This is a genomic window from Klebsiella aerogenes KCTC 2190, assembly GCF_000215745.1.
GTDB lineage: Bacteria > Pseudomonadota > Gammaproteobacteria > Enterobacterales > Enterobacteriaceae > Klebsiella > Klebsiella aerogenes.
In genome coordinates, this window is the sequence record NC_015663.1 from 2,948,171 (window position 1) to 2,973,991 (window position 25,821).

28 protein-coding genes are annotated in these 25,821 nt (G+C 53.7%); 12 read left to right on the forward strand and 16 right to left on the reverse strand.

From position 1 onward, the window contains the following. Nucleotides 1-251: 251 nt before the first annotated feature. From EAE_RS13925 to EAE_RS13935, 3 genes are read left to right on the forward strand one after another with little or no spacing between them, the layout of a single operon-like run. On the forward strand, nt 252-1,754 hold the full coding sequence (locus EAE_RS13925) for a sugar ABC transporter ATP-binding protein (RefSeq protein ID WP_015704717.1): 1,503 nt from the start codon (nt 252-254) through the stop codon (nt 1,752-1,754). Then, the gene (locus EAE_RS13930) at nt 1,751-2,749 is read left to right on the forward strand and encodes an ABC transporter permease (protein WP_015367760.1); all 999 of its coding nucleotides are present in this window, start codon (nt 1,751-1,753) and stop codon (nt 2,747-2,749) included. Before EAE_RS13925 ends, EAE_RS13930 begins: the two co-directional genes overlap by 4 nt. Before the next feature lie 20 nt (nt 2,750-2,769). Further along, on the forward strand, nt 2,770-3,834 hold the full coding sequence (locus EAE_RS13935) for a sugar ABC transporter substrate-binding protein (protein WP_015704718.1): 1,065 nt from the start codon (nt 2,770-2,772) through the stop codon (nt 3,832-3,834). Nucleotides 3,835-3,842: 8 nt separating this feature from the next. Here EAE_RS13935 and mtnK read toward each other — a convergent pair whose 3' ends face one another. Beyond that, nucleotides 3,843-5,042, reverse strand: a complete 1,200-nt coding sequence (gene mtnK, locus EAE_RS13940; RefSeq protein WP_015704719.1) for an S-methyl-5-thioribose kinase — start codon at nt 5,040-5,042, stop codon at nt 3,843-3,845. A gap of 104 nt (nt 5,043-5,146) precedes the next feature. On the opposite strand from mtnK, the gene mtnA reads away from it, so the two are divergent. Together mtnA and EAE_RS13950 are read left to right on the forward strand one after the other, a co-directional pair. Continuing rightward, nucleotides 5,147-6,172, forward strand: a complete 1,026-nt coding sequence (mtnA, locus tag EAE_RS13945) for an S-methyl-5-thioribose-1-phosphate isomerase (RefSeq protein ID WP_015704720.1) — start codon at nt 5,147-5,149, stop codon at nt 6,170-6,172. 25 nt (nt 6,173-6,197) lie between these two features. Beyond that, nucleotides 6,198-6,803: a methylthioribulose 1-phosphate dehydratase gene (locus EAE_RS13950; protein ID WP_015704721.1), complete on the forward strand. Its 606-nt coding sequence runs from the start codon at nt 6,198-6,200 to the stop codon at nt 6,801-6,803. 3 nt (nt 6,804-6,806) lie between these two features. Here the strand turns inward: EAE_RS13950 and EAE_RS13955 are convergent, their stop codons facing one another. Both EAE_RS13955 and mtnC read right to left on the reverse strand, forming a co-directional pair. Next, complete coding sequence (locus tag EAE_RS13955) at nt 6,807-7,349, reverse strand: 1,2-dihydroxy-3-keto-5-methylthiopentene dioxygenase (RefSeq protein WP_015367755.1); 543 nt, start codon at nt 7,347-7,349, stop codon at nt 6,807-6,809. Continuing rightward, nucleotides 7,346-8,035 carry an acireductone synthase gene (gene mtnC, locus EAE_RS13960; RefSeq protein ID WP_015704722.1) on the reverse strand — a complete coding sequence of 230 codons (690 nt, stop codon included), beginning with the start codon at nt 8,033-8,035 and terminating at the stop codon, nt 7,346-7,348. The genes EAE_RS13955 and mtnC overlap by 4 nt, the downstream gene beginning before the upstream one ends. A 184-nt stretch (nt 8,036-8,219) precedes the next feature. Here mtnC and EAE_RS13965 point away from each other — a divergent pair, with 184 nt between their 5' ends. Beyond that, nucleotides 8,220-9,365, forward strand: coding sequence for a pyridoxal phosphate-dependent aminotransferase (locus EAE_RS13965; RefSeq protein ID WP_162777741.1), 1,146 nt, complete (start codon nt 8,220-8,222; stop codon nt 9,363-9,365). Here the strand turns inward: EAE_RS13965 and EAE_RS13970 are convergent, their stop codons facing one another. The 4 genes from EAE_RS13970 to dsbG all read right to left on the reverse strand — a co-directional run bounded on the left by EAE_RS13970 (nt 9,366) and on the right by dsbG (nt 13,199). Further along, nucleotides 9,366-9,992, reverse strand: a complete 627-nt coding sequence (locus tag EAE_RS13970; RefSeq protein WP_015704724.1) for an IbrB-like domain-containing protein — start codon at nt 9,990-9,992, stop codon at nt 9,366-9,368. Further along, nucleotides 9,977-11,200, reverse strand: coding sequence for a phosphoadenosine phosphosulfate reductase (locus tag EAE_RS13975; protein ID WP_015367751.1), 1,224 nt, complete (start codon nt 11,198-11,200; stop codon nt 9,977-9,979). Before EAE_RS13975 ends, EAE_RS13970 begins: the two co-directional genes overlap by 16 nt. A gap of 150 nt (nt 11,201-11,350) precedes the next feature. Next, nucleotides 11,351-12,253: a DNA-binding transcriptional repressor CitR gene (gene citR / locus EAE_RS13980; protein ID WP_015704725.1), complete on the reverse strand. Its 903-nt coding sequence runs from the start codon at nt 12,251-12,253 to the stop codon at nt 11,351-11,353. A 193-nt stretch (nt 12,254-12,446) separates the two neighbouring features. Further along, nucleotides 12,447-13,199 (reverse strand): thiol:disulfide interchange protein DsbG, encoded by a 753-nt coding sequence (gene dsbG, locus EAE_RS13985; protein ID WP_015704726.1) that lies wholly within the window; start codon nt 13,197-13,199, stop codon nt 12,447-12,449. 402 nt (nt 13,200-13,601) lie between these two features. Here dsbG and ahpC point away from each other — a divergent pair, with 402 nt between their 5' ends. Next, complete coding sequence (ahpC, locus tag EAE_RS13990) at nt 13,602-14,165, forward strand: alkyl hydroperoxide reductase subunit C (RefSeq protein ID WP_004859485.1); 564 nt, start codon at nt 13,602-13,604, stop codon at nt 14,163-14,165. Nucleotides 14,166-14,293: 128 nt separating this feature from the next. Continuing rightward, a complete protein-coding gene (ahpF, locus tag EAE_RS13995; RefSeq protein ID WP_015704727.1) occupies nt 14,294-15,859 on the forward strand; it encodes an alkyl hydroperoxide reductase subunit F in 1,566 nt (521 codons plus the stop codon). A 79-nt stretch (nt 15,860-15,938) separates the two neighbouring features. Here the strand turns inward: ahpF and uspG are convergent, their stop codons facing one another. From uspG to dcuC, 4 genes are all read right to left on the reverse strand, one after another. Next, complete coding sequence (uspG, locus tag EAE_RS14000; RefSeq protein ID WP_015367746.1) at nt 15,939-16,367, reverse strand: universal stress protein UspG; 429 nt, start codon at nt 16,365-16,367, stop codon at nt 15,939-15,941. A gap of 189 nt (nt 16,368-16,556) precedes the next feature. Next, complete coding sequence (gene rnk, locus EAE_RS14005; protein WP_015367745.1) at nt 16,557-16,967, reverse strand: nucleoside diphosphate kinase regulator; 411 nt, start codon at nt 16,965-16,967, stop codon at nt 16,557-16,559. Between the two features lie 172 nt (nt 16,968-17,139). After that, nucleotides 17,140-17,937, reverse strand: coding sequence for a ribonuclease I (rna, locus tag EAE_RS14010; protein ID WP_015367744.1), 798 nt, complete (start codon nt 17,935-17,937; stop codon nt 17,140-17,142). Between the two features lie 93 nt (nt 17,938-18,030). Beyond that, nucleotides 18,031-19,404, reverse strand: a complete 1,374-nt coding sequence (gene dcuC / locus EAE_RS14015) for an anaerobic C4-dicarboxylate transporter DcuC (protein ID WP_015704728.1) — start codon at nt 19,402-19,404, stop codon at nt 18,031-18,033. Between the two features lie 291 nt (nt 19,405-19,695). On the opposite strand from dcuC, the gene pagP reads away from it, so the two are divergent. Both pagP and cspE read left to right on the forward strand, forming a co-directional pair. Continuing rightward, a complete protein-coding gene (gene pagP / locus EAE_RS14020; protein WP_162184122.1) occupies nt 19,696-20,271 on the forward strand; it encodes a lipid IV(A) palmitoyltransferase PagP in 576 nt (191 codons plus the stop codon). A gap of 192 nt (nt 20,272-20,463) precedes the next feature. Beyond that, complete coding sequence (cspE, locus tag EAE_RS14025) at nt 20,464-20,673, forward strand: transcription antiterminator/RNA stability regulator CspE (RefSeq protein ID WP_012542460.1); 210 nt, start codon at nt 20,464-20,466, stop codon at nt 20,671-20,673. Nucleotides 20,674-20,730: 57 nt separating this feature from the next. Here cspE and crcB read toward each other — a convergent pair whose 3' ends face one another. Further along, nucleotides 20,731-21,114 (reverse strand): fluoride efflux transporter CrcB, encoded by a 384-nt coding sequence (crcB, locus tag EAE_RS14030; RefSeq protein WP_015704730.1) that lies wholly within the window; start codon nt 21,112-21,114, stop codon nt 20,731-20,733. 88 nt (nt 21,115-21,202) lie between these two features. On the opposite strand from crcB, the gene EAE_RS14035 reads away from it, so the two are divergent. Both EAE_RS14035 and tatE read left to right on the forward strand, forming a co-directional pair. After that, a complete protein-coding gene (locus EAE_RS14035; RefSeq protein WP_015704731.1) occupies nt 21,203-21,991 on the forward strand; it encodes a deaminated glutathione amidase in 789 nt (262 codons plus the stop codon). A gap of 138 nt (nt 21,992-22,129) precedes the next feature. After that, nucleotides 22,130-22,336 carry a twin-arginine translocase subunit TatE gene (tatE, locus tag EAE_RS14040; protein ID WP_004859519.1) on the forward strand — a complete coding sequence of 69 codons (207 nt, stop codon included), beginning with the start codon at nt 22,130-22,132 and terminating at the stop codon, nt 22,334-22,336. 204 nt (nt 22,337-22,540) lie between these two features. On the opposite strand, the gene lipA is transcribed toward tatE, so the two are convergent. From lipA to ybeD, 4 genes are all read right to left on the reverse strand, one after another. Beyond that, nucleotides 22,541-23,506 carry a lipoyl synthase gene (gene lipA / locus EAE_RS14045; protein ID WP_015367739.1) on the reverse strand — a complete coding sequence of 322 codons (966 nt, stop codon included), beginning with the start codon at nt 23,504-23,506 and terminating at the stop codon, nt 22,541-22,543. 181 nt (nt 23,507-23,687) lie between these two features. Further along, nucleotides 23,688-24,662: a YbeF family transcriptional regulator gene (locus EAE_RS14050; protein ID WP_420865233.1), complete on the reverse strand. Its 975-nt coding sequence runs from the start codon at nt 24,660-24,662 to the stop codon at nt 23,688-23,690. A 104-nt stretch (nt 24,663-24,766) separates the two neighbouring features. Further along, a complete protein-coding gene (gene lipB / locus EAE_RS14055; RefSeq protein ID WP_015704733.1) occupies nt 24,767-25,408 on the reverse strand; it encodes a lipoyl(octanoyl) transferase LipB in 642 nt (213 codons plus the stop codon). A 100-nt stretch (nt 25,409-25,508) separates the two neighbouring features. Then, entirely contained in the window at nt 25,509-25,772 is a 264-nt protein-coding gene (gene ybeD, locus EAE_RS14060; RefSeq protein ID WP_015367736.1) for a DUF493 family protein YbeD, read from the reverse strand. Nucleotides 25,773-25,821 lie beyond the last annotated feature (49 nt).

Consider the following 25,821-nt stretch of genomic DNA (forward strand, 5'->3'; position numbering starts at 1 on the left):
GATTAACGGCTGAAGTATTCCACCTTCTCAAACGTCGCGCGCAAAGCGTCAGGGGTTAACGTCGCCGGTAGGCTAAAGCGCTGCCAGGGCGGGAAGCGCTCCTTATGGGTGTTGGGCTAACCTGATGTTATGTCTGGACATCCAGATGGCTAATATTATTTGGTTTTAGCTTATGCTTTTTACGCAGTTGTCAGGCATCGGCGGCTGTGAAAAATTCGTTAAATCAGAATATTAATTGCCTGGGGAGGGTGATGAGCGTGAATCGCCTTGAGATGCATAACATTAGCCTGGCCTTTTCCGGCTTTCAGGCGCTGAGCAAGGTGGCGTTTACCCTTAAGGGCGGAACGGTGCATGCGCTGACCGGCGCCAACGGCGCAGGCAAATCGACGCTGATGGCGGTGTTGTGCGGGACGCATGCCGATTACGAAGGTGAAGTGGTGATCAATAACCAGCCGGTTAGCATTCGTTCGCCGCGCGATGCAAAGCAACTGGGGATTCATCTGGTGCAGCAGGAGGTGGATGTTGCGCTGGTTCCGGGGCTGAGCATTGCGGAAAACATCATGCTGGACAGGCTGGCTGAACCGGGTGCGGTTTTTCGCTGGTCGCGGGTGCGTCAGCAGGCGCGCGAAGCGCTGGCGCAGCTTGATATTGCGCTGGACGTTCGACGTTCAATCGATAGCTGTACCCTTGCCGAAAAGCAGCAAATTCTGCTGGCTCGCGCACTGTCGCACCACTGCCGTTTTTTGATTCTTGATGAACCCACCGCGCCCTTGGATCAGCACGAAAGCGAACGCTTATTTGCGGTGGTTCGTCGTCTGCAGCAGCAGGGGATCGGCGTGGTCTTTATTTCGCATCGTATTCATGAACTGAAAGCGATTTGCGACACCCTGACGGTGCTGCGCGATGGCCGTTTAATCGAAAGCGGGCCGATGGCCGAACTCAGCGGCGAACAGATCGTCGAAAAAATGCTCGGCCACGAGTTGAGCGATATTTTCCCGCCTGCGCGTCCGCCGCATGGCGAAGAGGTGCTGTTAAAGGTTGACGGTTTGCATGACGAAGCGCTGTTGCAGGATATCTCGCTACGCCTGCATAAGGGGGAAATTCTCGGTATCGCCGGCTTGGCGGGCGCGGGGAAAACTGAACTCTGCAAAGCCTTATTCGGCGCCAGCAAAAGCCGACTGCGCTACGGCGAACTTAACGGCCAGCCGTGGCGGCCGCGCGATCCGGCCGATTCCGTCCTCCAGGGGCTGGCGCTGGTGCCGGAAGAGCGGCGCAAAGAGGGGATATTCATCGATGAGGCGATCGCCATGAATCTGGCGGTCAGCGCCGATAACAGCTTTTCGCGCTGGAACCTGTTCGGCCATCGGCAGGCGTGGCGGTGGGCGCAGGAGGTTATTGCCCGTATCGGCGTGCGCGCCACCGGGCCGGGGCAGACGCTACGTCGGCTTTCCGGCGGTAATCAGCAAAAAGTAGCCATCGGTAAATGGCTGCGCGGCAGCGCAAACGTGCTGATTTTCGACGAGCCGACGAAAGGGGTGGACGTGAAAGCGAAAACCGATCTGTTTCAGTTAATTGATGGCCTGGCGCGGGAGGGGCGGGGCGTGATTTACGCCTCCGGCGAATTTTCCGAGCTGGTGGGCCTGTGCGATCGCATCTGCGTGTTATGGGATGGGCGCATTGTGGCGGAAATTCCCGGCACCGAAGCGCGGGAAGAGACGATTCTTTATTACTCCACCGGAGGAGCGGCAGCGTGAGCAAGGCCCTGGCAGTCAACGCGACGGTATCGGGCCGTCAGCGGTTTTTCGATTTTCTCTATAAATGGGGCATGTTGCTGACCGTGGTGCTGCTGGTTGGCGTCTTTGGTTTAGCCTCAGATAACTTTCTTGACCCCTTTAACATCATCAACATTCTGCGCTCCATCGCTATCGTGACGGTGATTGCCATTGGGGTGTCGATTTCGCTCACTATCGGCGGTTTCGATCTGTCGGTGGGGTCGACGGCGTCGCTGGCGAATGCGTTAGTGATTTCGTTGTTTGTCTGGCACGGCCTGAACACCACTGAAGCCATTCTGATTACCCTCGCGCTCTGTACGCTGGTGGGGTTATTCAACGCGTTTCTGATCGTGGTGCTGCGCATTCCTGACATGCTCGCCACGCTTGCCAGCCTGTTTGTGATTCAGGGGGTGGCGATGACCTACAGCTACGGCGGCTCGATCACCGAAAATATGGTGTTGCCGAGCGGCGATATGGCTGAAGGCACGATTCCGGCGGCGTTTGGCGCGCTGGGGCAGGTACCGACCATCGTCATTATCATGCTGGTGGTAACGCTAATCGCGCAGCTGGCGCTGTCGTTCACCACCCACGGGCGGCGGATGTACGCCATCGGCGGCAACCCGGAGGCGGCGAGACTCTCCGGCCTGCGGATCACGCGCTATAAAGTGGCGGCCTACGTGATTGCCTCGCTGCTGGCCGGGCTGGGCGGCATTCTGCTGGCATCAAGGATTGGTTCTTCCCAGGTGAACGCCGGCGGCGGTTACCTGATGGACGCGGTCGCGGCGGCGTGGATCGGCTTTTCGCTGGCGGGCTCCGGCAAGCCGAATGCGCTGGGAACGCTGGTGGGAGCGGTTATCCTTGGCGTGCTTTCCAATGGCCTGGTGATGCTGTCGGTGCCCTATTACGCGATGGACATTATTAAAGGGCTGGTGCTGGCTGGCGCGCTGGCACTGACCTATTTTCAGCGCCGTACCTAACACTTTACAGGGTAAACAAAATGAAAAAGATAGCACTTTCTCTTATGGCGCTGGGCCTGCTGCAGTCGATGGCAGCGTTGGCGCAGACCCCGACGCCGGTTCCGGCGGCGATTGCTGAGCATAACGGCCCGATCCGCATCGCGGTGATTCGCAATCTCGGTTCTGACGATAACACTACCCAGTTTGTCGCCGGGGCGATTCAGGAAGGTAAAAAGCTCGGTTTTAAAGTCAGCGCCTTCCTGAGCAACGGTGATGACGCCAAATTCCAGGACTTCGTCAATCAGGCCATTAGCCAAAAATATGACGGTATTATTCTTTCCCAGGGGCGCGATCCCTACTCGACCGCGCTGGTGAAAAAAGCGGTCGATGCCGGGATCAAAGTGGCGGTGTTCGATACCGCGGTGCAGGGATCCGTCCCCGGCGTGACGGTTAGCCAGCAGGATGACGCCTCGTTGACCGAGCTCTCTTTTGGCCAACTGGTAAAAGACTTCAACGGCAAGGCCAACATTATCAAGCTATGGGTGGCAGGCTTCCCGCCAATGGAGCGCCGCCAGGCAGCCTACCAGACGCTGCTTAAACAAAATCCGGGGATTAAAGAGCTGGAGTCTATCGGCGCCGTATCATCCGACGTGCAGGGCGACACGGCCAACAAAGTTGGCGCGATTCTGGCTAAGTATCCTAAAGGTAAAATTGACGCCATCTGGGGGACATGGGATGCCTTTAGCCAGGGAGCCTATAAGGCGCTGAAAGAAAATGGGCGCAGCGAAATCAAACTCTACAGCATCGATATTTCCAATCAGGATTTACAGCTGATGCGGGAGGCAGATAGTCCGTGGAAGGTTAGCGTGGCGGTCGACCCGAAACTCATTGGCGCCACCAACGTACGCTTGATTGCCAATAAGATTGCCGGGGAAAGCACCCCGGCTACCTACGATTTCAAAGCGGCGGCCATTCCGCAGGCGCTGCTGGCGGCACAGCCGGGGGCGGTCAACGTGGCGTCGCTGGGGAAAATCATCCCAGGCTGGGGGCAGACCGAAGATTTTATTGCCCCGTGGTTTGCCACGCTGGAAGCCCAACATAAATAATCACGCGGTTAGCTGTACTGACGTACGCGGGCGATAAGTTCGTCCACGCTATCGATACGCTCGGCGATGACGATCAGCGCTTTGCCGAGCGTAATTGCATGGCGCAGGCATTCGTGGCGCATGGCCGTGTCCGGAATCGAATCGATATCGGCGACGTGTGAAAGCCCGACGCTGCGGCGTATCAGTTCAGTTCCGCAGAATCCAATGGCATCGCACCATACTTTTTTGAGGAATACTGAGGCGTAACCGGGGCAGGCCAGCGCCGCATCGCGTGTTTTCTCCGTTGCTAACGCCTGGAAACGCTCGCTGAAAGTGTGCCACAAGGTCTGTATATCGTTGAGCCGCTGTTCGCGCGCGGCGGCGGCATCGCGAATGCCGAGATGGCCAGGTAGACCGCAATAGTTAAGCAACAAATTGCCAATGGCGGTGCCGACGTCAAAACCGATAGGGCCGAAATAGCCAAATTCGGCATCGATGGCTTTAAGGCTATTTTCAGCGACGAAGATGGAGCCGCTATGAATATCGCCGTGCAGCAGGGCTTCGGCCTGTGAGAAAAAGCGGTGCTTCAGCGCCGCGACCGCCAGTTTAAGCTGAGCGTCCTCACGCAGGGCGGCAACCTCTTCTTCCAGCTCCGCCGGATAGTTATTGCGCTCGTGGATCTGATACGGATCGTTAAAAAACAGATCCTCGGTGATCTCGCACATTTCCGGATTGATAAATTGCGCCACCTGCGCTTTTTTCTCATGCGGATGGAGATAGAAATCGCTGGTGTGGAACAGCGTCTGCGCCAGATATTCGCCCAACTGGCCTGCCGCCTGCGGATAGTAGACGTTGCCGATAAGCTCGCCGCGCCAGATACGGTGATCGGAAAGGTCCTCCATTATCATCACCGCCAGAGCGGGATCGAAATGAAGAATGTGTACCGTATGCTGCGGGCTGTGCTGATAGTGGGCGACCAGGGTCTGTGCTTCGAGGCGCGCGCGGTCGAGGGTCAGTGGCCAGGATTCGCCGACGCAGCGCACGTAGGGCAGCGCCTGCTTAACAATAATCCGGCTCACGCCCTGAGCATCGAAAATTTTGAACACCAGATTGAGATTGCCGTCGCCTACCTCCTGCGCCGACACCAGCTCAGACGGATCGTCGAGCCCGCCAAATTGTTGTGCGTAAGCCACCGCATCGCTGGCCGTGAAGGTATGGTATTGCGACATTGCCTCGATCCTCAAAAGTGCTGAATTAAGCCGTTCAGACGTCTATACATCTGGATTTCATCCTGACACAATGTGATACAACAACGCAACAGGGATTTAACGATATGCAGACACTACAGACCACCAGCCTGCGGGTAAGCGAAAATCAGCTTTTTATTCTCGATCAACAGGCATTGCCGCAGGAAAAACGCTGGCTGGCGGCGGATAACGTTGCGCTGCTGGTGGACCATATTCATGCTTTGCGGGTGCGCGGCGCGCCGTTGATTGGTCTCTCCGCCAGTCTGCTGCTGGCGCTGTTGGCGCAGCGCGGCTTATCCCGCGACGAGCTCACTCAGGCGCTGGAAACCCTGCGCGCGGCGCGGCCGACGGCGGTCAATCTAATGAATAATCTCGATCGTATGAAGCAGGCGCTGGCGCAGGAAGACTATCCGCAGGCGCTGGAGAGCGAAGCGCTGCGCCTGATTGCGGAAGATAAACAGCTGTGCGCCAGCATTGCCGAAGCTGGCGATGCGCTGGTAACGCCGGGTAGCCGTTTGTTGACCCACTGTAATACCGGTGGCCTGGCGACGGCGGGGGTTGGCACCGCGCTGGGGGTTATCGCTTTGGCCTATGAACAGGGCAAGGTGGTTAACGTCTGGGTCGATGAGACGCGGCCGCTGCTGCAGGGCGGGCGCCTGACCGCCTGGGAATTGGGGGAGCTGGGTGTGCCGTATCAGCTTATTACCGACTCGATGGCCGCCAGCCTGATGGCGCAGGGGCAGGTTGATGCGGTATGGGTCGGCGCGGATCGTATCGCCGCCAATGGCGACGTGGCGAATAAAATTGGGACCTATTCGCTGGCGGTGCTGGCTCACTATCATCGTATTCCTTTCTACGTGGCGGCGCCGCAAACCACTCTCGATCGCTACTGCCCGAACGGCGCGGCGATCCCGATTGAACAGCGTGCGGCGCAAGAGGTGACCGGCGTAAAAGGCAGCTTTGGCGCCGTGCAGTGGGCGCCAGAAAACGCGCCGGTTTATAACCCGGCCTTTGACGTGACGCCAGCTGCGTTAATCAGCGGTTGGGTGCTGGATAGCGGCGTGGTCACGCCACAGCAGGTGGCGGACGGTATTTTTGCGCCGCTGGCGTAACGGTTAACAGTGATAAGGAACGATTATGTGGCAAGAGCGACTCGCACAACTGGTGACCACCTGTCACTGGATTGGCGCAAAAGGGTGGGCGCCGGCGACCGGCGGCAATATGTCAGTACGCGAGGATGCGCGCTGGTGTTGGTTAAGTGAATCGGGGCGCGATAAGGGCAGCCTGACCAGCGACGATTTTTTACAGGTGGACATCGCCAGCAATCGCGCGCCGTCGGGCCGTAAACCGTCGGCGGAGACCGGCTTGCATACGCTGGTTTATCGCCTGTTTCCTGAAGCGAACGTCGTGCTGCACGTGCATACCGTGCACGCTACGGTGCTCTCACGTCTTGAAACCAGCGATACCCTGCAGCTGCAGGGCTATGAAATGCAAAAAACGCTGAGCGGGCAGCATAGCCATCTCGATAGCGTACCGGTGGCGATTTTTGATAACGATCAGGATATTGAGGCGCTGGCGGAGCGGGTTGAAGCGTATGCCCGTAGCCATCCTTTGCGTTATGGATTTTTGATCCGCGGCCACGGCTTAACCTGCTGGGGCAGGGATGTTAGCGAGGCGCGGCGTCAGCTGGAAGGGCTCGAGTTTCTCTTCGAATGCGAGCTGCTGCGCCGCCGCTATGCATAAAGGTTAGGGTAAGCGCGGATAGGCATCGGCGATAGCATCGCCGGTGAATTGCGCTATCCAGCCTTCCGGATTGTCAAAAATACGAATGGCGGTGAAATTCGGCTCCGAACCCATATCGAACCAGTGCGGCGTATGCGCCGGGACGGAGATCAGATCGTTCTTTTCGCACAGCACCTGAAAGACTTCATCGCCGATATGCAGGCAAAACAGCCCGGCGCCTTCGACAAAGAAGCGTACTTCATCTTCGCCATGGGTATGCTCATTGAGGAATTTAGCCCGCAGCGCCTCTTTCTGCGGATTATCCGCCCGCAGGCTAATGACATCCCAGCTCTGGTAGCCCTTTTCAGCCACCAGTTTATCAATCGCGTGCTGATAGGCCGCAATAACGGTTTCAGCGGTTGGCGCCGGGCCCAGGTAGCGATCGGCCTGCCAGCGCTCGAAGCGCACCCCTTTTGCGCGCAATTGCTGCTGGATCTCATCGGCGTTGCTGCTGTGCCAGCGTGGATGGCTGGCGTCGTTAACGGAAAAAATAGTTAATTCGCTCATGCGGGAAGTTGCTCCGGGTCGATGTCGTCAAAACGCTGAACCTGTGGATGATGGCTGGCCGGGTCGCGGTCGCCGCGTACCAGCTGCAGGGTGCGTAAACCTGCCGCTTCGGCGGCGTCCAGTTCCTGATGGATATCAGAGAGGAACAGAATGCTCGCCGGGCTATGCCCCAGTTGTTCGGCGATAGTGCGATAGGATTGAACTTCGCGTTTGGCGCCGACCAGGGTATCGAAATAGCCGCTGAAGAGATGAGTAATATCACCTTCGTCGCTGTAGCCAAATAACAATTTCTGCGCGGCGACCGAGCCTGAGGAATATACATATAAATCAATGCCCATCGCCTTCCACTTCTCCAGCGCCGGGAGTACATCGGGATAAAGATGGCCGGTAAAGTCGCCGTTCAGATAGCCCTCGCGCCAGATAATGCCCTGCAGCGCTTTCAGCGCCGTGGATTTACGATCTTCGTCCATGAAGCGGAATAGCGTCTCGATAAGCGCTGCGGTACTGGCTTCGGGAGCGGCGATTTCTGTACGCAGATTGTCGAGAATGGTACTGACCGGCTCGACATACTGCTGCGCGCTGACAAAAGCGGCCAGCCGCTCGCGGGCGTAGGGGAATAAGACGTTATGGACGAAGCGAATGTCGCTGGTGGTGCCTTCAATATCGGTCACGATAGCGCGGATCATGGTATCTCCAGAGTGGATAGTGCGCCGTGCTGCCGGTGGCGTCGGTTTGCCGCCTGCCTGCGGCAAGCGAAATAACGTTAGCATTTAGACGTCTAAGCGTCTTGATTGCCAAATATTAACATCGTGTTATAGTGGCTTCAACAACAGCATTACAATCGGAACAAAGAGAATGAGCAATAAGCCACTGATTCCTGAGAGTAAACTCCCTGCATTAGGCACCACCATTTTTACCCAGATGAGCGCGCTGGCGCAGCAGCATCAGGCCATCAATCTATCACAAGGTTTCCCGGATTTTGACGGCCCGCGGTACCTACAGGAACGGTTGGCCTGGCACGTCGCCCAGGGGTCTAACCAGTACGCTCCGATGACCGGCGTACCGGCGCTGCGCGAAGCCATTGCCGATAAAACCGCTGAGCTGTATGGCTATCGCCCGGATGCGAATAGCGATGTCACCGTCACCGCGGGGGCGACCGAAGCGCTGTATGCGGCGATCACCGCGCTGGTCAGAGCCGGCGATGAGGTGATCTGCTTTGACCCGAGCTATGACAGCTACGCGCCGGCGGTAGAACTTTCCGGCGGGGTGCTGAAACGTATTGCTCTGCAGCCGCCGCATTTCCGCGTTGACTGGCAGCAGTTTGCCGCCACGTTAAGCGACCGCACCCGTTTGGTCATTCTTAATACGCCGCATAATCCATCAGCCACGGTCTGGCAGCGGGAAGATTTTGCCGCGCTGTGGCAGGCGATCTCTGAACGGGAAATCTACGTTATTAGCGACGAAGTGTATGAACATATCTGTTTTGCAGAGCAGGGCCATACCAGCGTGCTGGCCCATCCGCAGCTGCGCGAGCGGGCGGTAGCGGTCTCTTCTTTCGGTAAAACCTTTCACATGACCGGCTGGAAAGTGGGGTATTGCGTGGCGCCTGCCGCCATCAGCGCCGAGCTGCGTAAGGTGCACCAGTATTTGACGTTTGCCGTCAATACGCCCGCTCAATTGGCGCTGGCGGATATGCTGCGCGCGCAGCCGGAGCACTACCGCGAGCTGCCTGCGTTTTATCGGCAGCGTCGGGATCTGTTTATCGATGCGCTGCGTGATAGCCGGCTGGAGATTTTGCCTTGTGAAGGGACCTACTTCTTGCTGGCCGACTATAGCGCGATCTCTGACCTTGATGACGTCAGCTTCTGTCGCTGGCTGACCACTGAAGTCGGCGTGGCGGCGATCCCGCTGTCGGTATTCTGTGCCGATCCGTTCCCGCATAAGCTGATTCGCCTGTGCTTCGCCAAGCAGCCGGAGACCCTGCAGGCGGCAGCAGAGCGGCTGCGTCGCCTGTAGCTATTTCACCGTCCATGCCTGAGAAAATTGACGGTCGGCGAACATCTCGGCCAGGCCGTTAATTTGCTTCAGGCGCAGCACTTCATCGGCATCCATCCCCAGCTCTTTGCTGATTTTGCTATTGCTCCAGCCGAGATTGGCCAGCTCGCGGACAATTTCCGACATCGCGTGGATCTGATGGCGCCCGCGCGCCCGGTTGTGGCGGATAGTAGCGGCCATCAGGGCATCGCGCGGGGGGCTGTTCGCCGACAGACAGGTTACCGGCAAATATCCCTTGAGCTGTTTTTTCAGCGACAGCTTGCTGCCCGCCAGTTCGTAGCGGTGAAAACCGTCAACGATGGTATAGCGTTTTGACTGTTGATTCTGCACCACGATCGGTTGCGTGAAACCATTGGCCTCCAGCGAAGTTAATAACAGCCGCTTTTCCGGCGGCGCAAGGTTATTAGGGTTGTAATCGTTGGGAACCACCTCTTCCTCTTTAACCCATAGCACGCAGTCAACCGGCTGGTTGTGAAAGGGGCTATGGCGGTGCAGAGCCTGGCGAAAGTGATTCAGCGCGTCGATTTTTTCCTCTTCCGGCAGCGCTGCCAGATACTCTTCTATTTGGGTAATTAGTCGTTGTTGCATAGCAGTCCCCATTGTTGGCGTTTTTTACTTATGCGCTTGCAGTAGCTTTTATAGCGGGTGGCTTTAGTTGGGCTAAATGAGAGCTGGCGACACCAGTAATCATTGTTTAATAACACTTTGCAGACGCGCCGCCATGAAGGGATATCCCGGGTGCCGATGTCGCTCTCCTGGCTATCGGGGATATCCTCCATTCCCTGTTTTTGATACCAATGCAGATAGACCGCGATTTTATTACGATAATGCTCGGCGGTTGGCCGCGGCATGCTATCCAGCAGGAACAGGGCGTAACTCTTCCAGCTGTGGTGCCCGGGTTTATCGAGTTTGCGGTGGCCATAAAATTTGTTGTCGTACCCTGCGTAAATACCACCGCTGTGCACGCCGTTTACGCGCTGGCAAATGGCTGCCCAACGTTCTGGCTCCAGCACATGATACAGCCAGAGACCCTGGCGCTGCTCCGGGCCAAAGGGTTCGCAGATGCGCATATAGCGCAGCGGCACCCCGGCCTGATACATCAGATCGTAAAGGGGGTTATAGGTATGACCGCTTTTGCTAAACCACGTCCAGATATCGGCGGTTTTCCAGTCATAAATCGGGTAGATGTACCAGGTATGGCCGCCCGGCGCCGATGTCGTCCATGGCTTATCATCGGCAAAGCGCAGTTTGCGCTGAGATGAGATGGTCATAAACCGATTAAGCGATTCATCTGCCCGGATACCCACCATCATCGCCGCCGGACGGTTTTGTGAAAACCAGTCGGCGAAATCACGGACGAACTCTTCGAAGCTCATTCCGCTGCTATAAAACGGGAAATAGCCGGGATCGGTAATGGCGTCAGCGGGCGGCTGGCGTACCCAGTTGACACCCGGCTCCCAGCATTGCCACTCCGGCGAAAACTGAGTCAGTGAATTTTGCGTGGTGAGTGGTAGGGCGACCCAATAAAATTTCTCAATAACATCCTGGTATTCGGTACGGATATTTTCGCAATGCTGAATGGTGCAGGAAAATTGCGCCTCCCAATCAATAAACAACACGTTGAATTTTTTTCCCATTTGCCGGGCGCAAAGCGCCGCCAGGTGCAGCATGGTGGTGGAGTCTTTTCCGCCGGAGAAAGAGATGCAAATGCGTGAAAAATTTTCTAATACCCACTGTATCCGCTGCTGGCTAGCCTGAAGAACGGACTCGGGTAATGGAATTTTTACCAAAGACATTACCATTAATCCTTTAATGTGATGGATGCGCTTTCACGGTAGTGTAGAACACATTAAGGGTAAGGTTAATATGAAATGGTAATGTTTTAAGTGGGAGAAATGTAATTCACATAAACATATTCACAGAGAGAATATGTTTATGATGACAAATCAATTAATAGCCGCGTTCTGAGATATAAAGTCAGCGAATTTGGGGTTATTCAAGGATGAACGATTATAAATCATATAGGCCATTACCGGAGGGACGGGGTCGGGTAATGTGATTTCACGAAATTTAAATGATGCGCCAAAATAATTCAAAGCATGCTTCGGGATAAAGCCAATAAGATCGCTTTGATTAATTGTCGTTAAAATAGCGATCAGAGAGTTGCTGCGAAACGCGACTCTCCGTTCTGGCATGAGTTCACTTTTGTGCTGCTGGAATGCTTTTACATTCGGATCGGTTGAGACATAAAGCGTAAATCCCTCGCGGGAAATATTTTCGTATGAATTAAGCAATTCCGCCCGCGGATGGTTCTCCCGACAAACCAGCGCAATTTCTAGTTCCTGAAAAGGCTGACAAATCGTGCTGTGGTTTGAGAGTGGCGTAATGCTATAGATCAGATCCGCTTTACGGTAGGCCATCAGATCTTCAACGCTTTCTGGCGACAGGAGTAGATCGCGGTGATCGATTTGCAGATTCGGGTCCATGTGCAATTTATTAATTAAATCCATGGTTGCTGGTGATATAAGAAGTTGCGGGCTGTAAATTACAAATCGTTTACTTAATTCAGAATGATTGGCGATATTAATTGTTTTTTCTAATTGGTTGAGGTTTTTTTCCAGGTGATGATGTAAGTTCATGCCCACGGTCGTCGGGGTAATTCCTTTACCGGAACGCACAAATAGCGGATCGTTTAATTGATTACGTAACCGCTGCAGTGACTGGCTTACCGCGGAAGGAGTAATAAACAGCGTTTCCGCCGCTTTACTGATACTAAGATGTTGATAAATGCACTCGAAGATAACCAACAGGTTTAGATCGAATTTTTTTAAATCATAAAGGTTGGCCATGCTTAACGTCCTGTTTATGTTGCAGCGAGGCGAACGGATTATTATTTCTTACCGTTATACATTTGTGGCGATGCTATCAAATATCATTATTATAGCTAAATATACAATTAATCCCTACTAAATGTATACCAACCAATCGCTTTCCGCCAGATCCTTTTTTGTCCTTAAGTACCTGGCGGAAATGCGTTATTTTTTACTGCTGCTTTTCACCCATCATCACCTGCAGTTTCTCTTTATCGGGTAGTCCCACTACCTGCTGCAACATGTTATCTTTATTCATATAGTAAATAGCCGGCGTGGCGTTAGCGCCAAGGTCATCCATCAGCTGCTGGTTGATATTCAGGGTCCTCATCAAGGCCGCAGGGATATCTGTCGGTACGTTCAGCTTCAGTTTGCCGTTGGACTGTTCGTAATCATGCCAGGTTTGCGCCGGGTCTTTGCTGGCCAGAATCGCTGCCGCGGTGGCCGGGCTCTCTGGTTTAATCACGCCGACCAATAAGGTGCGTAGTTGCACCTTACCGGATTCAACCCACGGCCTCGCCTGTTGCCAGAACTGTTTACAGTAGGGGCAGAAAGGGTCGGCAAACACATAAAGGACGATGGGCGCCTCTTTTTTACCTTCCCGTAGCCAGTCAGCGGACTCGAGTTTTTTCCACATCGCCTGTCCGGCCGGGGTATAGAGTTCTTTCTGGAAAAGCTGTTCGCTCAGATTGTTGCCTTTTTCGTCGTACATGTAGCCGGAAATGGCGTGCTTACCGTCGGGGGTGAGATAAATAGCAACGCCCATATCCTGATACTTTCCGAGCCAGCCTTTGACGCCGCCGGGGGCTTCAAAGGGCTTAATGATAGTAATACCCTGTTTTTCTATTGCTTTTACGGGGGCGGGGAGGTCTTCGGCATAGCTACACAACGGCAGCAGGCTCAGAAAAAGCAGTCGTTTTAACATGAGTATTCCTTTTAAATCAGAAGCTAATGTGAAGTGGTGGTGAAACCTATCGCAGCCATAGATAACACCTGCCGGGCGTTTGGTTGCCCTTTAGTTCGGCGAATGATGTAATCCTTCATGCTGTTACATTAAGGTGTAGAGCGCAACATATTGCCAGCCATTCTGGCGCTGAAGCTACCTGCGGGTATTTCAGGTAACGGGGCCGCCTGAGAGGGCGGCCTTTTTACTTTCAGCGAAATGAGGCGAAACACGGGGAAAAACCGCGATCGCGACGGCAGGTTCACAAAGTTGTCTTGTTACGGTTGTTAGATAACGCTTATTGATTTGATAATGCAAACGCATTGGTCGAGTCAGGAAAAATTCGTTAACTTAGACCTCAACAAAAACACGGAGGAAGTATCGATGTCTTTAATTAATACCAAAATCAAACCTTTCAAAAACCAGGCATTCAAAAACGGTGAATTCATCGAAGTTACCGAAAAAGACACTGAAGGCCGCTGGAGCGTCTTCTTCTTCTACCCGGCCGACTTCACTTTCGTTTGCCCGACCGAACTGGGCGACGTGGCTGACCATTACGAAGAGCTGCAGAAACTGGGCGTAGACGTTTACTCTGTTTCTACCGACACCCACTTTACCCACAAAGCGTGGCACAGCAGCTCTGACACCATCGCTAAAATCAAATACGCGATGATCGGCGACCCGACTGGCGCCCTGACCCGTAACTTCGACAATATGCGTGAAGATGAAGGTCTGGCTGACCGCGCGACCTTCGTCGTTGACCCGCAGGGTATCATCCAGGCAATCGAAGTTACCGCTGAAGGTATCGGCCGTGATGCGTCTGACCTGCTGCGTAAAATCAAAGCCGCTCAGTACGTTGCTTCCCACCCAGGTGAAGTGTGCCCGGCTAAGTGGAAAGAAGGCGAAGCGACGCTGGCTCCTTCTTTAGATCTGGTTGGTAAGATCTAATTCGTTTTATTCCCGCTAATTAACGGGCGCACCAGCGCCCGTTTTATTCCAACACCATGATGCAAGCGCATTCAGGCTGCCTGACTAAGGCCGCTTGCATGATGATGTTTTAAGCCCAGGAGATAAAAATGCTCGACACCAACATGAAAACCCAGCTCAAGGCCTATCTTGAGAAGCTGACCAAACCTGTTGAGCTGATTGCCACGCTGGATGACAGCGCTAAATCGGCAGAGATCAAGGAACTGTTGGCTGAAATCGCTGAACTGTCAGACAAAGTTACCTTTAAAGAAGACAACACGCTGGCGGTACGTAAGCCATCGTTCCTGATTACTAACCCAGGTTCCAACCAGGGGCCGCGTTTTGCTGGTTCTCCCCTGGGACATGAGTTCACCTCATTAGTGCTGGCGCTACTGTGGACCGGCGGTCATCCGTCGAAAGAAGCGCAGTCGCTGCTGGAGCAGATCCGCAACCTTGACGGTGATTTTGAATTCGAGACTTACTACTCGCTCTCTTGCCACAACTGCCCGGACGTGGTGCAGGCGCTGAACCTGATGGCGGTGCTGAACCCGCGCATCAAACACACGGCGATTGATGGTGGAACCTTCCAGAATGAAATCACCGATCGCAACGTGATGGGCGTACCGGCGGTGTTTGTGAATGGTCAGGAGTTTGGTCAAGGTCGTATGACGCTGACTGAAATCGTCGCCAAAGTGGATACCGGCGCGGAAAAACGCGCGGCGGAAGAGCTGAACAAACGCGATGCTTATGATGCTCTGATCGTCGGTTCCGGCCCGTCTGGTGCCGCGGCGGCGGTATACTCCGCGCGTAAAGGCATTCGTACCGGCCTGATGGGCGAACGTTTCGGCGGCCAGGTGCTGGATACCGTAGATATCGAAAACTATATTTCCGTACCGAAAACCGAAGGCCAAAAACTGGCTGGCGCCCTGAAAGCGCACGTCAGTGAATATGATGTTGATGTGATTGATTCACAAAGCGCGGCAAAACTGATCCCGGCAGCCGTCGAAGGCGGCCTGCATCAGATCGAAACCGCCTCCGGCGCGGTGCTGAAAGCGCGCAGCGTGATCATCGCAACCGGCGCCAAATGGCGTAACATGAACGTACCTGGTGAAGACCAATACCGCACTAAGGGCGTAACCTACTGCCCGCACTGCGACGGCCCGCTGTTCAAAGGTAAACGCGTGGCGGTGATTGGCGGCGGTAACTCTGGCGTTGAAGCGGCAATTGATTTGGCGGGCGTCGTTGAACACGTGACGTTGCTGGAGTTCGCGCCAGGAATGAAAGCCGACCAGGTGCTGCAGGATAAAGTACGCAGCCTGAAAAATGTCGATATTATTCTCAACGCCCAGACCACTGAAGTGGTTGGCGACGGTAGTAAGGTGACGGGGCTACAGTACCGCGACCGCGTCAGCGGCGATGAGCATCATGTCGCGTTAGCCGGTATTTTTGTCCAGATCGGCCTGTTGCCGAATACCAACTGGCTGGAAGGTACGGTTGAGCGTAACCGCATGGGTGAAATCATCATTGATGCCAAATGTGAAACCAACGTGAAGGGCGTGTTTGCCGCCGGCGACTGCACTACCGTGCCGTACAAACAAATTATTATCGCCACTGGCGAAGGTGCGAAGGCTTCTTTGAGCTCATTTGATTATCTGATTCGCACCAAAACCGCATAAAAAGTCGTAAGACAATACCTGCACACAGCAAAGAGGCGACCCTGGGGTCGCCTCTTTTTTTGCTTATTGCACCGTTCCGTTATCTCACGACCATTACCGGAATATGGGCATGACGAATCACGCTTGAGGCGTTTGAACCCAGCAAATGGGTGCTGATCGACGGATTACGTGAACCAATGACTACCACGTCAGCTTTGATTTCATTGGCCAGTTCATTAACCATATCGCGGACGTTGCCGAAACGCACATGGCTCTTGATGCGTGAAGGGTCGATGCTGAAGTGGCCGACCATGGTCTGCAAGCGGGTTTCCGCTTCATGCTGCAAATGCTCTTCAAAGCGGCGCAGATCGGCGGTAAAACGGCTCATGGTGAAGCTGGATGAACCGGGTAAGACGTGAAGTAAATGAATAATACCGTCCTGTTGGGCGAGAAACTCTGCATGGCGGACAGCCTTGTCGCTCAGCTCCATTTCAAAGACATCAACCGGCATAATGATAGTTTTATACATATGCATTTCTCCTTGTTTGTCTGTTTCTATATCAACATATTATACAAGGATATTGTGGCATTCAGGTCGCAAAACTGTATACGCCGTCACGGGATGAGGTAAAAATTTGTCACAGAGGGTGGGGAAACAGAAAGAGGATGACGACGCATCCTCTGAATAAAGCGTGAAACGCCTCAGGCAGCGGGGTACTTAGCGGTGGAATTCGCCTGCGGCTTCCGGCTGGTACAGCAGTTCCAGCACTTCCAGATGCGCCGATGCGCCGCCGGGTAACTCCCAATGAATGGAGGTCCCGACTTTCAGCCCGAGCAGCGCTGCGCCAACCGGCGCCAGAACCGAAAGCTGAGTGGCGCTATCGGTCGCCTGCGCCGGGAAAACCAGAGTCCGCACGCGTTCTTCACCGCTGGTTAAGTCGCGGAAGCGGACTTTGCTGTTCATGCTGACGACGTCGTGCGGCATTGCTTCCGGCGCCAGCATTTGCGCGCGGTCCAGTTCGTCGTTCAGGGCATCGGCGACCGGCGAATTCGCGTATGCCGGCTGTTCAAGCAGTCTATCGATACGTTCAGCATCGAATTCATTAATAATGATTGCGGGTCTGGTCATTGCATACTCCATGTTATCCAGGAACCTTTTCCGTAAAAGAAAACCCTCGCCGAAAGGGGCAAGGGTTAATGTCCCTTCATCATACTGAGACTTGCCTGATGTTTGAAGTGATTAAGCGCACATTCAGCGCATCGTTAGCAAAAGCAGATGAAATGGGCGCATCGCTCTGTTATCAAGAACCGACTTTGTCCAGCACAAACTGCTTAGCGCAGTTGCCCGGATGCGGCTGCGGCAGGAACGAATCTGCGCCCAGCGGAGCATTGATCGCGCTAGCTTTGATGGAGATTTGCATTTCCGTTAAATAAGCGGGATTGCCGTCACAGGTTAATTTAAAGGCTTTCACGTTTTGCGCGCCATAGGCTTTGGCGACGGCGGCATCAAAATCGCTACGGCTAACGGTTTGTCCGTAATGTTTCGCCAGAAAATCGCCGATTGCGCTTTGCTTCACTTCGCCATTCAGGCGCACCATCGTGCCGAAGTAGCTATCCGGATCGAAGCCGAAACAGACGCCATGTTTGGCATACTCATAGCGTTCCAGGCAGGAGTTGCCGCCGGACCCCGGCATCACGCTATTCAGCTTATTGGCCATTTCCAGCGATAGCCCGGTTTCCGCGGCCTGGCATTTACGCCCGGCTCTGACTTCCGGCATATTGGGGATAGGGCGCGTCGCGCAGCCGTAGCGCATCCAGCGGCGCTCATCGACGCCGCGCGAGGCGATCGACTTCGGCAGGCCCGGCCACAGGCCGTGTACCGTCAGAAAATCGGCTTTGTTGCGTTCTTCCTGCTGTAGCCGGCACTCCTCTGGTTCATTACGATTTCTATCCAGCATGCTCTGACAAAAACCGGTTTGCCAGGACAATGCCAGCACGTAACGATCGAAATCACCGTATTTCGTCGCGGTAAGCGGTTCTGCGCCAACCTGTGTTGCGCCGAGTAAAAGGGCAATGGCGACGACATCCTTCCTGAACATTTTTATTCCTGATAGTGGGAGATGATTAATTGCTGGGATTTATTAAAGCATAAAAAAGGCGCCTGCTGGCGCCTTTTCACTGCGGTTTGTGGTTTATTGAATCGCGGCGCCGGGGACCAGAATCTCGGTGGCGATGATCACCACTAACAGGCCGACGATAACGGGAACCGAGGTGCGTTTAACAACTTCGAACGGAGAAATCTTCGCCATTCCCGCCACCGCCACCACCACGCCGGAAACCGGTGAAATGGTGCGTCCCAGATTCGATGCCTGCAACATAGGGATCGACAGATAGGCCGGGTTGATGCCGGAAGAGTGGGCAAGCTTCGGGATCATCTCAACGAAGGCGTAAAACGGCGCGTTGCCGGAACCGGTGGTCATCGCCGCCAGCATGGTCAGGACGACTAATACCAACATCAGGATGATGCTGGCGGATCCGAACGAGGTCGCAATAGAGATAAGACCGTCGATAAAACCGATAGTGCTCAGACCCTGGGCAAATACGCCCGCCGCGACCAACAGCATGACGACGCTGGCGAAGGCGTCCGCCATGCCGCGATAGGCGGCTTCCAGCCCGGTGAAGACCTTTTTAGTGTCAAAACTGCGCAGGAATTCCAGTACTGAAGCCAGCACCATACAGATCACCAGAATCGTGATGATGTGTAACTCCGGCCCCCATTTGCCGTCAAAAATCAGCACGCCGATAATCGGTGTGAAAGGCAGAATGGCGTACAGCGCCGGGGCGGTGGTGGTTATCTCATTGACGTCGAGCATCTCGTGCGAGGCGTTCTCTTTTTTATCGAGGTAGCGCTGCCAGAAGAAGTGAGCGATGGCCATACAGACGATAGCGGCAATCGAGATAGGTAAAGTGGTTTTGAAAGCGAAATCAATCAGCGGCATTTCGGCAGCTTTGGCCGCCAGCACTACGTCACCGGAGGTTGGTGACAGGATCAACGCGGCAGGGGAGGCGCAAATCGCCGCCGCGGCGCCGCGGCTGATGCCGACATTGACCATTACCGGAAATAGCGTCGCCATCAGCAGCACCCCAAGGCCAGTTGCCGAGGAGACCGCCAGCGACATCAGGCAGGCGAGGAAGTAGGCGGCAATCATCAACAGATAAGGCGAGTTAATATATTGCAGCGGCTTAGAGGCCAGTTTAACCACCATATCGTTGGCGCCGATATGGGTCATATAGGTGGCGAAACCGCAGAGCATCATAATCATCATGCCGAGGTCGCCGCCGCGGCTCATGAGCAGTATTTTAATATATTCAAAGATGTCGGTTGCGGTGTAACCCGTACTGGCGGCGCTGGCAGGGAGAACTTTATGCCCCATAATGGCGCTGGCGATAAGCAAGATTAAACCGCCGACAAACAGCACTCCTGTCGCGGAATAACCTTTTATAATGTAGCGGGCGACGCCCACAATAACCACGACCCCGATAAGGATCTCAACAAGCGTAAGCATACTTTACCCCTAAACCATTAACCCAAAGAATCTGCTGATATCTAAAGCACTACAAAAATTAAGTGATGGAATGTGCCCAAAAAACGGACAGAACTTGCTGACCCAAATCAATAAACTACTGAGAATTGACTAATCAGAACCCGTGGCACGGCTAACATCACAAAAGTTGTCTACCAGCATGAGCTTTTTGCTATGGCGCAATTCAGGATTTTGCCTTATTCCGTTAACAGTCTATTAAGATTACATTTGTTACTTTACTTCGTTTTTAAAATTGCAATCGGTAATAGAGAAGTGTTTAAACTACGTCAATTTACATTATTTATGCTTGCGCTGTCCGGCCTGCTGCTGTCGTCCGGCTATGCTAACGCCTCGTTCTCGTCAACGCTCCGCGATGGCTACAATACGCTGACGGACAATGTCGCGCAAACCTGGAACGAGCCTGAGCACTACGATCTCTACATCCCGGCGATCACCTGGCACGCGCGCTTTGCCTATGACAAAGAGAAAACCGATAAGTATAACGAACGCCCATGGGGCGCGGGATTTGGCATGTCGCGTTGGGACGATAAAGGTAACTGGCACGGCCTTTATCTGATGGCGTTTAAAGATTCCTTTAATAAGTGGGAGCCGATTGGCGGCTATGGCTGGGAAAAAACCTGGCGCCCGCTGGCCGACGACAACTTCCATCTTGGCCTTGGTTACACCCTTGGCGTAACGGCGCGCGACAACTGGAACTATATCCCGATCCCAGTGGTGCTGCCGCTGGCATCGATTGGCTACGGCCCGGCGACGTTCCAGATGACCTACATCCCCGGCACTTATAACAACGGCAACGTTTATTTTGCCTGGGCACGCATTCAGTTTTAATCGTTATAACGTAGTGACAAAAGTGATAAGTTCTTTGTCTTGTTGAAAAACAATGACTAACGTAACTGTCGGCTATAAAGATAGAGACTTTTATCACTTTTTAAGAAAGTTACGCTGGACAAAAGGCATCACAATTGATGTACTGGTATCCGACACAGCATTAGTGTCGTTTTTAATTTAAAGGTAATTTTGATGTCTAAGATTAAAGGTAACGTTAAGTGGTTTAATGAGTCCAAAGGATTCGGTTTCATTACTCCGGAAGATGGCAGCAAAGATGTATTCGTACACTTCTCTGCAATCCAGTCCAACGGTTTCAAAACTCTGGCTGAAGGTCAGCGCGTAGAGTTCGAAATCACTAACGGTGCCAAAGGCCCTTCTGCTGCAAACGTAATGGCTATCTAACCAACGCGTCAGTAGAATATAAAAACCCGCTTATAGCGGGTTTTTTTTTGCCTGTCGTTAGCGGGCGGCTGACTGTGAGAACAGCCAGAATGCCGTCGCGGTCATGGCGAAAGAACCCAGTAGATTGACCAGCACGTTTAACAATGCCCAACTGAAACGCCCCTGCTGGAGCAGGAAGACCACTTCTGCTGAAAAGGTGGAGAAAGTCGTCAGGCCGCCGCAGAAACCGGTAGTGATAAGCAGTTTCCACATCGGATCGACATTCGTCAGGCGATTGAACCACGCCAGCCCGGCGCCGATAATAAATGCGCCCAGCAGGTTAGCGATTAGCGTGCCAATGGGAATCGCATGATGCATGGGGTTAAATTTCATGCCCAGCCACCAGCGCAACACGCTGCCGGTTCCGCCGCCAACAAAAACGGCTAAAAGGAGTTGTAACACGGTCATTTCCTGCTATTTGGTTAGGTATAAGGCCGAGTGTAGCGCGCCAAAGGCGTTTTTGGCTATGGATTCGAAGTGGGAGAAAGAGATGCGGGTAGCAGCAGGGCAATTTGCCGTCACGGCGCAGTGGCAAACTAATGCGCAGATCTGCGTTGAACTGATGCGTCAGGCGGCAGAATGCGGGGTATCGTTACTGGTCTTACCCGAGGCGTTGCTGGCGCGGGCCGATAACGATCCTGATATGTCGGTAAAATCAGCGCAGGCGCTGGACGGCGGCTTCATGCAGCAACTGCTGGCCGAAAGCCGGAGTAATGACTTAACCACGATATTAACGCTGCACGTGCCCTCTGGCGAAGGGCGCGCGAGCAACACCCTGGTCGCAATACGACAGGGGATGATTAGCGCACAATACCAGAAACTCCATTTGTACGATGCGTTTAATATGCAGGAGTCGCGGCTGGTGGATGCCGGCGAACAAATTCCGCCGTTAATTGATGTAAATGGGATGCGAATCGGCTTAATGACCTGCTACGATTTACGCTTTCCCGAATTAGCGCTATCGTTAGCGTTAAAGGGTGCCGATGTGTTGGTGCTTCCTACCGCGTGGGTTCGCGGGCCATTGAAAGAACATCACTGGGCGACGCTGCTGGCGGCAAGAGCGCTGGATACCACCTGCTACATTATTGCGGCAGGCGAATGTGGAACGCGTAATATCGGTCAGAGCCGGATTATCGATCCGCTCGGTACCACCATTGCTGGCGCTGCTGCCCAGCCGCAGCTGATTTTTGCTGAGATATCCGCAGATTATATTCGTCAGGTGCGTGAGAGTTTGCCGGTGCTGCGTAATCGCAGATTTGCGCCACCGCAATTATTGTGACGTTTTTTTAAACAAGGCTTGATTCACCTTGTTACAGATTGCTATTGTGTCGGCGCGTCAAATAGCCGTTAATTGTATGCGTATATGTGTATGATGGCGTATTCGCAGCTTGAGCTTGTATAGAGAAGAAGGTTAGCTATGGGTGAGATTAGTATTACCAAACTGCTGGTAGTCGCAGCGCTGATTATTTTAGTGTTTGGTACCAAAAAATTACGCACGCTGGGTGGAGACCTGGGTTCGGCTATCAAAGGCTTCAAGAAAGCCATGAATGATGACGATGATAGTGCCAAAAAGACCAGCGCTGAGGAAGACGCGCCGGCACAGAAGCTCTCTCATAAAGAGTAATTAATCACGGGCTCCCGACGAACGGGGGCGCGTCGCGGCCGGGTGTGAAGCTCAGGCGGCAAAGAGGCGGCAGCGTATTCGTTGTCGCCTTTTTTATGGTTAGCGTTTTGGATATGAAAAAAGATGCAACCAGGTATGACAATGGAAAGGGGGATTAGCCGGTAAATCAGGCCGCCGCGAACGACGGCCAGAGAAAGACAGGAGTTATTTTACTTCCATACCTTTTGCCTGCAGATCGGCATGATAGGAAGAGCGGACGAACGGGCCGCAGGCAGCATGGGTAAAGCCCATCGCCATGGCTTCAGCTTTCATCTCTTCAAACTCTTCCGGGCTAACATAACGCTGTACCGGAAGGTGGTGACGGCTCGGCTGCAGATACTGACCCAGCGTCAGCATGGTGACGCCATGACGGCGCAGATCGCGCATCACTTCGATGATCTCTTCATTGGTTTCGCCAAGACCGACCATCAGACCCGATTTGGTCGGGATTTCCGGATGCGCTTCTTTAAAGCGCTCCAGCAGTTTCAGCGACCAGTTGTAATCTGCGCCCGGACGCACCTGGCGATACAGACGCGGTACGTTTTCCAGGTTGTGGTTAAACACATCCGGCGGCGTCACTTTCAGAATATCCAGCGCGCGATCCATACGGCCACGGAAATCCGGCACCAGCGTTTCAATCTTGATATTCGGGCTCTTCTCGCGGATAGCGCTGATACAGTCAGCGAAGTGTTGCGCGCCGCCGTCACGAAGATCGTCGCGGTCAACGGAAGTCACTACCACGTAGCGCAGACCCATATCGGCGATGGTTTGTGCCAGTTTTTGCGGCTCATTGGCATCAGGCGTCACCGGACGACCGTGGGCAACGTCGCAGAACGGACAACGGCGAGTACAGATAGCGCCGAGGATCATAAAGGTCGCGGTACCGTGGTTGAAGCACTCGGCAAGGTTCGGGCAAGAGGCTTCTTCGCACACGGAGTGCAGGCCATTCTTACGCATCGCTGCCTTGATCCCCTGAATACGGGACGAGTCAGCCGGAAGTTTGATTTTCATCCATTCCGGTTTTCTGAGCAGAGCTTCACGCTCAGTTGCCACGTTTTTCACCGGGATAAGGGCCATTTTATCGGCGTCGCGGTACTTAACACCGCGTTCCATCACAATGGGTTTACTCATAGCGTGCGTGTTCCAGTTGCGAGTCACGAAGGAAAGCGAATTAATTCAATCAAATGTTGTATTTATCAACTATTTTTGAACTAAGGACAGGCAGTATATCATTGATACGGGGTTGAAAGCAGCCTGGTTACCCGGCAAATTGTAAAATAGTTGTTGTTTTATCCTTTTCCCTCGCGTGCGGTTAGCAGGCATAAGTTTGCACAATGGTGTCGATAATCTCTTTCAGTAACGGCTCCTGTGCGCTTTGCCGGTTGTAATGGAGCGAAATATCAATACGCTGGTCCTGCAGAGGTGGAAACGAAATCGCTTGTAAAGGCCAGATTTTCGCCACCAGCGCGAACATACTCTCCGGCGTCAGCCCCAGCAAATCGCTATTATTCATCATTGCCGCCTGGGTCAACAGGTTATAGCTGCTAAAGCCGCAGCGGCGTTCGCCGACGTACTCTTCTAGCTGGCGATGCAGGGTAGGGTAGCGCTGCCCTTCCGGTAGCAATAGCGCGAACTCACACTGCTGCAGATTTTCCTTCGTCAGGGGAAGGTGCAAAATGGGGTGATTTTCGCGGCAAAAGATGACAACCGGTTCGGAGAACAGCACCTGGTGTGCAATAGCCAGCCCGCTATGGGGATAGCTGTCGATCAGTAAGTCAACCTGTCGCTGATTAAGCTGACTGGCGGCATCGGTAATCGCCATATTGTGCAGTAATACCTGAGGAAAGCGCGATTTCAACGCATTGGCTATTTTCGGTATCACCAGAGCGCCGACGGTCGGCGCGGTGGCAATAGTGAGCACACGCTGCTGATGTGAGCCGCTGCCCAAATCCAGCGCATTGAGAAAGGCTTCCATCCCCTGGCTGATATATTGATGCAGGTGGGTCGCATAAGCCGTGGGCGTGACTCCCTGACCTTTACGAATAAAGAGCGGGTCGGGGAATAGAGCCCGTAGTTTATTGATGGACTGGCTTATCGCCGAAGGCGTGATATTTAATACCTTCGCCGCATTGACGATGCCTTTGTGCACGTACACGGCTTCGAAGATAGTTAACAGGTTAAGATCGATATTACGCAGAATACGAAAGATCTGCCGATCTTCTGGCTGTTCGTTGCTTTCCAATGGAGGATGATTGTCGGCCACTCGCGGATCCGGTCGTTGGGTCATAGCCTCATTATAGCGGGCGATTATGTGGCGTAGAGTGACAATTGATTGCAAATTTGAAGTATTAATAATGAGTTGCGCTCTGAAGGTTCAGAGCGCGGTGCGCATCAAGCGGCGACATATTCATGCGGCGGGTTATTCAGCAGCGCCAGCAGGTTGGCGACCAGCCGCGGCGCGACGTTTTCCGTAGTGGCCTGCGGCTGCCAGTGGCGCATTTGCGTCATCTCCATGCCTGCATAGCCGCACGGATTAATACGCAGGAATGGCGTCAAATCCATTGCCACATTCAGCGCCAGTCCGTGGAACGAGCAGCCCTTGCGAATACGCAGCCCCAGTGAACAGATTTTCTGTTCACCAACGTAAACCCCCGGCGCATTGGCGCGTGGGTGGGATTCAATCTGATACTCTGCGAGAGTATTGACCACGGTCTGCTCCAGTAGCGTCACTAATTCACGTACGCCGAGTTTACGCCGTTTAAGATTCAGCAATACATACATCACCTGTTGGCCTGGCCCGTGATAGGTCACCTGACCGCCGCGATCGCTCTGAATAACCGGGATATCGCCTGGCACCAGCACGTGTTCGGCTTTACCGGCCTGACCCTGAGTAAAGACCGGGTGATGTTCTACCAGCCAGATTTCATCCAGCGTCGTGTCGTCACGACTGTCGGTAAATTCGTGCATTGCCTGCGAGATGGGTTCGTAAGGTTGCAGGCCGAGTTGTCGAATAAGAATGGTATTGTGCTGCAAAACAACGTCTCCGCCGAGAGGGATGACTTAAGTGGGGGAGAGTATATCACAGCGAAAGAAAGAGGATTACCCGGCGCTTGAGGCCGGGTAAGGCGAGGGATTACAGCACCATCCGCACGATTTCGATATTGCCCAGCTCTTCGTACAGGGCTTCGACCTGCTCAATGTGGGTAGCGTTAATGGTGATGGAGACCGAGTGGTAGTTACCTTTGCTGCTCGGTTTTACTGACGGAGAGTAATCACCAGGCGCATGGCGCTGTACCACTTCCACCACCTGATCAACCAGCTCAGGCAACGCCTGCCCCATTACTTTGTAAGTAAATGGAGTAGGGAATTCAAGCAGTTCGTTAAGTTTGGTTTTCATGTCAGCTCCGGTGTGACGACTAAAATAATAACTCCCACGTGATGTGGGA

What these genes read in the sequence shown, in the direction of transcription:
- EAE_RS13925 (WP_015704717.1), top strand. Translation starts at nt 252, where the DNA reads ATGAGCGTGAATCGCCTTGAGATGCATAACATTAGCCTGGCCTTTTCC.
- EAE_RS13935 (WP_015704718.1), top strand. Translation starts at nt 2,770, where the DNA reads ATGAAAAAGATAGCACTTTCTCTTATGGCGCTGGGCCTGCTGCAGTCG.
- mtnK (WP_015704719.1), bottom strand. Translation starts at nt 5,042, where the DNA reads ATGTCGCAATACCATACCTTCACGGCCAGCGATGCGGTGGCTTACGCA.
- mtnA (WP_015704720.1), top strand. Translation starts at nt 5,147, where the DNA reads ATGCAGACACTACAGACCACCAGCCTGCGGGTAAGCGAAAATCAGCTT.
- EAE_RS13950 (WP_015704721.1), top strand. Translation starts at nt 6,198, where the DNA reads ATGTGGCAAGAGCGACTCGCACAACTGGTGACCACCTGTCACTGGATT.
- EAE_RS13955 (WP_015367755.1), bottom strand. Translation starts at nt 7,349, where the DNA reads ATGAGCGAATTAACTATTTTTTCCGTTAACGACGCCAGCCATCCACGC.
- mtnC (WP_015704722.1), bottom strand. Translation starts at nt 8,035, where the DNA reads ATGATCCGCGCTATCGTGACCGATATTGAAGGCACCACCAGCGACATT.
- EAE_RS13970 (WP_015704724.1), bottom strand. Translation starts at nt 9,992, where the DNA reads ATGCAACAACGACTAATTACCCAAATAGAAGAGTATCTGGCAGCGCTG.
- EAE_RS13975 (WP_015367751.1), bottom strand. Translation starts at nt 11,200, where the DNA reads ATGTCTTTGGTAAAAATTCCATTACCCGAGTCCGTTCTTCAGGCTAGC.
- citR (WP_015704725.1), bottom strand. Translation starts at nt 12,253, where the DNA reads ATGGCCAACCTTTATGATTTAAAAAAATTCGATCTAAACCTGTTGGTT.
- dsbG (WP_015704726.1), bottom strand. Translation starts at nt 13,199, where the DNA reads ATGTTAAAACGACTGCTTTTTCTGAGCCTGCTGCCGTTGTGTAGCTAT.
- ahpC (WP_004859485.1), top strand. Translation starts at nt 13,602, where the DNA reads ATGTCTTTAATTAATACCAAAATCAAACCTTTCAAAAACCAGGCATTC.
- ahpF (WP_015704727.1), top strand. Translation starts at nt 14,294, where the DNA reads ATGCTCGACACCAACATGAAAACCCAGCTCAAGGCCTATCTTGAGAAG.
- uspG (WP_015367746.1), bottom strand. Translation starts at nt 16,367, where the DNA reads ATGTATAAAACTATCATTATGCCGGTTGATGTCTTTGAAATGGAGCTG.
- rnk (WP_015367745.1), bottom strand. Translation starts at nt 16,967, where the DNA reads ATGACCAGACCCGCAATCATTATTAATGAATTCGATGCTGAACGTATC.
- rna (WP_015367744.1), bottom strand. Translation starts at nt 17,937, where the DNA reads ATGTTCAGGAAGGATGTCGTCGCCATTGCCCTTTTACTCGGCGCAACA.
- dcuC (WP_015704728.1), bottom strand. Translation starts at nt 19,404, where the DNA reads ATGCTTACGCTTGTTGAGATCCTTATCGGGGTCGTGGTTATTGTGGGC.
- cspE (WP_012542460.1), top strand. Translation starts at nt 20,464, where the DNA reads ATGTCTAAGATTAAAGGTAACGTTAAGTGGTTTAATGAGTCCAAAGGA.
- EAE_RS14035 (WP_015704731.1), top strand. Translation starts at nt 21,203, where the DNA reads ATGCGGGTAGCAGCAGGGCAATTTGCCGTCACGGCGCAGTGGCAAACT.
- tatE (WP_004859519.1), top strand. Translation starts at nt 22,130, where the DNA reads ATGGGTGAGATTAGTATTACCAAACTGCTGGTAGTCGCAGCGCTGATT.
- lipA (WP_015367739.1), bottom strand. Translation starts at nt 23,506, where the DNA reads ATGAGTAAACCCATTGTGATGGAACGCGGTGTTAAGTACCGCGACGCC.
- EAE_RS14050 (WP_420865233.1), bottom strand. Translation starts at nt 24,662, where the DNA reads ATGACCCAACGACCGGATCCGCGAGTGGCCGACAATCATCCTCCATTG.
- ybeD (WP_015367736.1), bottom strand. Translation starts at nt 25,772, where the DNA reads ATGAAAACCAAACTTAACGAACTGCTTGAATTCCCTACTCCATTTACT.